The sequence below is a fragment of the Agromyces sp. P1_H4 genome, from assembly GCF_056405255.1.
This window is the reverse complement of the sequence record NZ_JBFUCL010000256.1, coordinates 1-5,519: the sequence shown is the minus strand read 5'-3', so window position 1 is coordinate 5,519 and position 5,519 is coordinate 1. Positions and strand designations below refer to the sequence as shown.

4 protein-coding genes and 1 pseudogene are annotated in these 5,519 nt (G+C 68.9%); all 5 read right to left on the bottom strand.

The genetic code is table 11. The features are described from left to right. Positions 1–59: 59 nt before the first annotated feature. Positions 60–821 (bottom strand): ABC transporter permease, encoded by a 762-nt coding sequence (locus tag AC1DY2_RS14465; protein ID WP_309977754.1) that lies wholly within the window; start codon positions 819–821, stop codon positions 60–62. Between the two features lie 137 nt (positions 822–958). Further along, complete coding sequence (locus AC1DY2_RS14460; protein WP_309972942.1) at positions 959–1,876, bottom strand: ABC transporter permease; 918 nt, start codon at positions 1,874–1,876, stop codon at positions 959–961. Positions 1,877–1,878: 2 nt separating this feature from the next. Then, positions 1,879–3,078, bottom strand: coding sequence for an ABC transporter ATP-binding protein (locus tag AC1DY2_RS14455; protein ID WP_476763057.1), 1,200 nt, complete (start codon positions 3,076–3,078; stop codon positions 1,879–1,881). A 16-nt stretch (positions 3,079–3,094) separates the two neighbouring features. Further along, entirely contained in the window at positions 3,095–4,279 is a 1,185-nt protein-coding gene (locus AC1DY2_RS14450) for an ABC transporter substrate-binding protein (protein ID WP_476763058.1), read from the bottom strand. A gap of 180 nt (positions 4,280–4,459) precedes the next feature. After that, positions 4,460–5,519: pseudogene (locus AC1DY2_RS14445) on the bottom strand (hypothetical protein); the annotation flags it as partial.

Here is a 5,519-nt window from a genome sequence, read left to right as displayed (position 1 = left end):
TGGGCGGACCAGGGGGCTCGGCGGCCCAGCGGCCCTGCGCACTCAGCGACCCCGCGCGCTCAGCCGAGCTTCGCGAGTCGCTTCGCCCGTGCCGCTCGCGAGATCTGGGACGCGACCACGAGCACGATCGCGAACAGGAAGACCGCCGAGGCGATGACGTTCGCCTCGGCCGGGATGCCGCGCGATGCGGAGATGTAGATGTACTTCGGGAACGTCGAGGTGGATCCCGAGTTGAAGTTCGTGATGATGAAGTCGTCGAAGCTCAGCGCGAACGAGAGCAACGCCGCGGCGATGATGCCCGGCGTGAGCAGCGGGAACGTGATGCGCCAGAACACCTGCGCCGGCGAGCCGTACAGGTCGCGGCCGGCCTCCTCGAGCGCCGGATCGAGGCTGGACACCCGGGCCTTCACCGTCACCACCACGAAGCTGATGCAGAACATGGTGTGCGCCAGGATGATCGTCGTCATGTCCTTGGGCACGCCGAGCGCGAGGAACTGTGCGGCGAGCCCGGCGCCGAGCACCACCTCGGGAGTCGCCATCGGCAGGAACAGCAGCAGGCTGATCACCGATCGTGCGCGGAAGCGGTACCGCACGAGCGCGATCGCGATCGCGGTGCCGAGCGCGGTGGCGATCACCGTCGCCACCAGGCCGATGATGATGCTGTTCGCGAACGCCTCGCAGACCGCACCGCCCTCGACGTTGCAGACGTTCAGCCACTTGTCGAAGGTGAAGCCCCGCCACGAGATGTTCGACTTGATCGAGTCGTTGAACGAGAACACGAAGGTGTAGGCGATCGGGATCATGAGGAAGACGAACGCCATGATCGTGTAGGCGGGCAGCAGCCAGTCGCCGAGGCCGATCCGGCGGCGGCGGGGGGCGCGGACCGGACCTCGGGCGTCCTCCTGTTGCTCGCTCTCGGAGAATCCGCCGAGCACGGCGGCCGCCTGGACTTCACCGCTCACAGCAGGTCCTCCGTTCCGGAACGCTTCACGTAGATGCCGACGAGCACGAGGATCGCCGCCATCAGGATGATGGACAGGGCCGCGGCCGCCGGGTAGTTCAGCAGCACGAGGAAGTTCGCCTCGATGACGTTGCCCATCATCTGGGTGTCGGGACCGCCGAGGAAGTCACGACTGGCGTTGACGTAGTCGCCGGCCGCCGGGATGAACGTGAGGAGCGTGCCCGCCACGATGCCGGGCATCGACAACGGGATCGTGATCTTGCGGAACACCGCGAACGGGCTGGCGTAGAGGTCGCTGCCGGCCTCCAGGTAGCGGGTGTCGAGGCGCTCCAGCGTCGTGTAGAGCGGCAGCGTCATGAACGGGATGAAGTTGTAGGTGAGGCCGAAGATCACCGCGAACGGCGTGCCCGTGAAGTGCGCGTCGGGAGCCATCAGCGAGAGCGCCTTCAGCGAGGTGATGATGAACGACTCGTCGGAGAGCAGTTGCTTCCACGCGAGGGTGCGCAGCAGGAAGCTGATGAAGAACGGTGCGATGACGAGCACCAGCATGAGGCTCTGCAGCAGCGGCCAGCGCCGGGCCTTCACGCCGATGAAGTAGGCGAGCGGGTAGCTGAACAGGAGCGCGAACACCGTCGCCGCGAGGGCGTAGCCGAAGGAACGGGCGATGTGCGGCAGGTACTGCTGCACCACGTCCACGTAGTTCTGCCAGTTGAATGCGTAGTCGTACTCGCCGATGTCGCCGAATTCGGCCGGCGCCTGCAGTGACGTGAGCAGGAGCGAGATGAGCGGCGTCAGGAAGAACAGGATGAGGTAGAGGATGCCGGGCAGGAGCAGGAAGAGCGCGATGCGGCTGCGCCGCTTCGGTGCCTGGGCCGGTGCCTGCGCCTCCGCGGTCGCGAATGCTGCGAAGGCCATGCTCAGCCCTCCTCGAGCTCCGACACGAGCGACTCGCGCCGCTGGGCGGCGATCGAGCTCGTCGAGTCGTCGGCCGGGAAGCGTCCCGCCTCGCCTGCCACGTCGTCGAGGCCGAACCCGTGCATGACCTCCCAGCTGACCCACACCTCGGACCCGAACGCCGCGACCGGTCCGAAGCCGACGTTCTGGGCGAACACGAGCACCGTTCCGAGCGCGCCGAGGTCGACCAGGTACTGCGTGCTCACCCCGGAGAAGGACACGTCGAGCACCCGTCCGGGGCCGACCACGTTACGGTCCGGTGATGCGGCCGGCGCCTGCGTGTGGAGGGTGACCTTCTCGGGCCGCACGCCCACCGTCACGGTTCCACGGTGACGCTGCGCTCGGGCCGTGGGCACGACGATGCGGGTGCCGCCTGCGTCGACGGTGATCGCCGTGCTCGTCGTGTCCACGACCTCGCCAGTGAAGAGGTTCGACTGTCCGAGGAAGTTCGCCACGAACACCGTGCGCGGGAGCTCGTACAGCTCGGCGGGGGCACCCATCTGCTCGATCGCGCCCTTGTTCATGACCGCGACCGTGTCGGCCATGGTCATGGCCTCCTCCTGGTCGTGCGTGACATGCAGGAAGGTCAGGCCGACCTCCTCCTGGATGGTCTTGAGTTCCAGCTGCATCTGCCTCCGGAGCTTCAGGTCGAGGGCGCCGAGCGGCTCGTCGAGGAGCAGCAGCGCCGGTCGGTTCACGATGGCGCGCGCGAGCGCCACCCGCTGCTGCTGGCCGCCCGAGAGCTGCTGGGGCCGCCGCTGCGCGAGGTGGTCGAGCTCGACGAGCCGCAGCGCCTCGTGCGCCTTGCCGAGCGGGTCGCCGATGCGCCGCCGCTTCAACCCGAACGCGACGTTCTCGATGACGCTCATGTGCGGGAAGAGCGCGTAGCTCTGGAAGACCGTGTTCACGGGTCGCTCGTGCGACTTGGTGTCGGTCACGTCGGTGCCGCCGATGAGGATGCGGCCACGGGTGGGTTCCTCGAGGCCGGCGACGAGCCGGAGCGTCGTGGTCTTGCCGCAGCCCGAGGGCCCGAGCAGGGCGAAGAACGACCCCGCCGGGATGGTGAGGTCGAGCTCCTCGATCGCCGTGAAGCCGGGGAACCGCTTCTGGATGCCCACCAGCTGGAGGTCTGCGCCGCGTTCGGCGAATTCGCGCATCGCCATCATCGTCGCCACGGCCTCAGGCGCCCAGGAGGATGCTCTGGAACTCGGCCTGGTACTTCTGCTCCTCGGCGCCGGTGAGGGTGCGGAAGATGTGCGCCTGCGACAGCGTGTCCTCGTCGGGGAAGATGAGCTGGTTCTCGGCGAGCTCGGGATCGATCGCCGCGGCCGCCTCCTTCGCGCCGACGACCGGCGTGATGTAGTTCACCCATGCGGCGACCTCGGCCGCCACCTCGGGCTCGTAGTAGTAGTTGATGAGGGTCTCCGCGTTGGTCTTGCGCGGCGAGCCGACGGGCACCAGGAAGTTGTCGTTCCACAGCGTGCCGCCGGCCGTCGGGATGGCGAACTGCCACTTGTCGCCGGCCTCGGCATTGATGACCGTGATGTCGCCCGACCAGCAGATCGCCGCGAGCGTGTCCTCGCTCTTCAGGTCCTCGAGGTAGGAGTTGCCCTTGATGTTGCGGACCTGGCCGTTCTCGACCTGCTCGCGGAGGATGTCGATGGCCGCCGAGTACTCGTCGTCGCCCCAGTCGCCCGCGATGTCGACGCCGTTCTGCAGCATGATCAGGCCCATCGTGTCGCGCATCTCGGAGAGCACGCCCACCCGGCCCTTGAGCTCGGAGTTCCAGAGGTCCTCGACCGAGGCCAAGCCGCCGCGGATCGCCTCGGTGTTCCAGCAGATGCCGGCGAAGCCGCCCTGCCACGGAACGGAGAACTTGCGACCGGGATCGAAGTCGGGGTCCTGCAGCGCGGGCGTGAGGTTCGCGAGGTTCGGGATGTTCGCGTGGTCGAGCGCCTGCGTGTATCCGAACCGGATCCAGCGACCGACCATCCAGTCGGTGAGACAGACCGTGTCGGCGCCGATGTCCTGGCCGAGCGCGAGCTGGTCCTTGACCTTGCCGTAGTACGTGTTGTTGTCGTCGACGGCCACGTCGTAGTTGACCTTGATGCCCGTCTCCTCGGTGAACTGCACGAGCGTCGGGTAGTCGCCGTTGTCGTCCTCGTCGATGTAGGCCGCCCAGTTCGCCCAGTTGAGGGTCTTGTCGGAGTCGGAGGTGTCGGCGGCGGGCGTCGGCGTGCCCTTCGCGCCACCCGGCGAGCAGGCCGCGAGCGCGAGCGCCGACGCGGACGCACCCGCGCCGGCCAGCAACGCGCGTCGATTCAGCTGGGCGCGGCGGGCCTGCGCGATCAGGGATCGGATCATCGGGTCCTCGGGAAGGGGCCGAGCGCTCACGGGAACTCCATTCGGGTTGCGGGCACAAGCTGGGGTGCCGTCGATACTGCCACACTGCTTGGCAACATTCACCGGATCATGTCCGAATCGTTAATTCCTGGGAACATCGCATGCGGTTTCAGTACCGTTCGGCGCGCTTCATGCACGGATTCAGTCGTTCGCGCTCGGTGGCCAGCCCGCCCGGGCCGGCAGGCCGCCCCCACTCGGCGAGTGCCAGCAGGCGTCCGTCGCGGGATCGAGCAGCGGTGGCGGCGCCGCGCTCCGGCCGAAGACCCGGAACTCCCGCATGCCGCCGCGCACGACGACGTCGGCCTCCTCGCGGATCTGCGCGGCGATGGCCCAATTGCCCATCCACGCGTCGGCGTCGCCGACGACGATGACGCACGAGGCTTCGGGCCCAGATGGTGCCGCCATCGCCGCGCGGACTTCCGCATCCCCGAAGGGTCCGAGCACGACGGGGTGGAATCCCAGCGCCCGGAGCGCTTGGGCGTCGGCCCGGGGGAACGCCGTCACGACGGCACACACGCCGGAGGCGCGAATGCGGAGCGGTCGGAGGGATTCGGCGGGTGACCCTGGGATCACCGGCGCCTCCACGACCTGCACCCGGCGTCCGTGCCACTGGCCGGAACCGGTCGGCGCATCCGCTCGCCACATCGCGCCGGCGCCGCCGGCCTGCACGAGGTCGGACCGGGACGCGTGGCGGAGCAGCAGCGTCTGCCCGAACAGCTCCCTGGCGGCCGAGCCGAGGCGGTGCGCCGAGCCTGCGGCTGCGGCGATGCCGACACCGCGGCCCCGACCCTCCCTCAGCATGGTCTCGACCATCCCCAGCGCGGCGATGCGGTGGTCCTCCGGCCAATCGCGGAAGCCGACATCGAGGTCGTCGATGACGACGAGTTCGCCCGACGCAGCGACTCCCCCGCGCGTCCGCTGCACCGCATCGCAGAGGCGGTCCCACTGAACGCTCTGCGGCCCGCCGATGATCGTGACCGGCATGCCCGCCCGGCGAGCGGCCCGCGCGATGGCGGACAGGGCCGTGCTGCGCCCGCTTCCGGGCGCTCCGACGACGAGGAGGTGCCCGTCGCGCGCCGGGGCCCACGCGAGGATCTCGTGGCGTTGCCGCTCAGGCGCATCGACGAGGCCGAGAGCCAGTGATCCGTCGGGAACAGGCGCGGTCACCAACGCGGCGGCGAGCGCCTCGGGGTCGAGCCGC